The sequence below is a fragment of the Acinetobacter sp. S4400-12 genome, from assembly GCF_024129495.1.
Taxonomy (GTDB): Bacteria; Pseudomonadota; Gammaproteobacteria; order Pseudomonadales; family Moraxellaceae; genus Acinetobacter; species Acinetobacter lwoffii_C.
Genome location: NZ_JAMXYB010000100.1, coordinates 1 through 685 on the forward strand (window position 1 = coordinate 1; position 685 = coordinate 685).

Below are 685 nucleotides of genomic sequence, written 5' to 3' on the forward strand. Positions count from 1 at the left end.
CCATCAAAAGAGACAAGGCGATGACCTTGTTTTTTTTCGCCTGAAATTTCTAAATCTTAGAAGTATAAAAAAGCCCATAACAATGGGCTGATGATATTTTCCCCACTTTAAACTCCGTCAGCTCTAAATCTGTATTAGATACTACCTAGCCATTCAGTGTTTATTTTTTTCATAAAATGAAGTGAATTTGTTCAAAAATAAGGGCTGTAAAATAAAATCCGGGTTAATTGATTAATTTTTGATATAACAGTACTTATTTTTCTAGATGAGTGCTTGTCAATACGAGTCGATCTCTATAATATACACAGCCACGGGGATATGGCGGAATTGGTAGACGCACTGTGTTCAGGTCGCAGCGCCTTCTAGGTGTGAGAGTTCGAGTCTCTCTATCCCCACCATATATACAAGAAGCAAGGTGAATACCTTGTTTTTTTTTGCCTGGAATTTAGCAGGATGCTTTGTATTTTCTTGGCTTCTCAATTTTGTCTGAGATTTTGAATAGAAATGTCGTGAATTACTGCGTTAAGAAACCATTAAAAATAATAGGATAAAAAGCATAGCAACCCGTAAGTAGGGCATTGGTATCGTTTTTATATTAACCTGAGTTCGATGAAATCCACTTAGCCTTTTAACATATTTTGGAAAGTTGGCTTATTGGGATTCAAACAATAAGCCACTACAGCAG

General features: G+C 35.9%; 1 tRNA gene. It reads left to right on the forward strand.

Annotated features, from left to right (window positions below):
* The first annotated feature begins 312 nt into the window (after positions 1-312).
* Positions 313-398, forward strand: a tRNA-Leu gene (locus tag NI461_RS14085).
* Positions 399-685 lie beyond the last annotated feature (287 nt).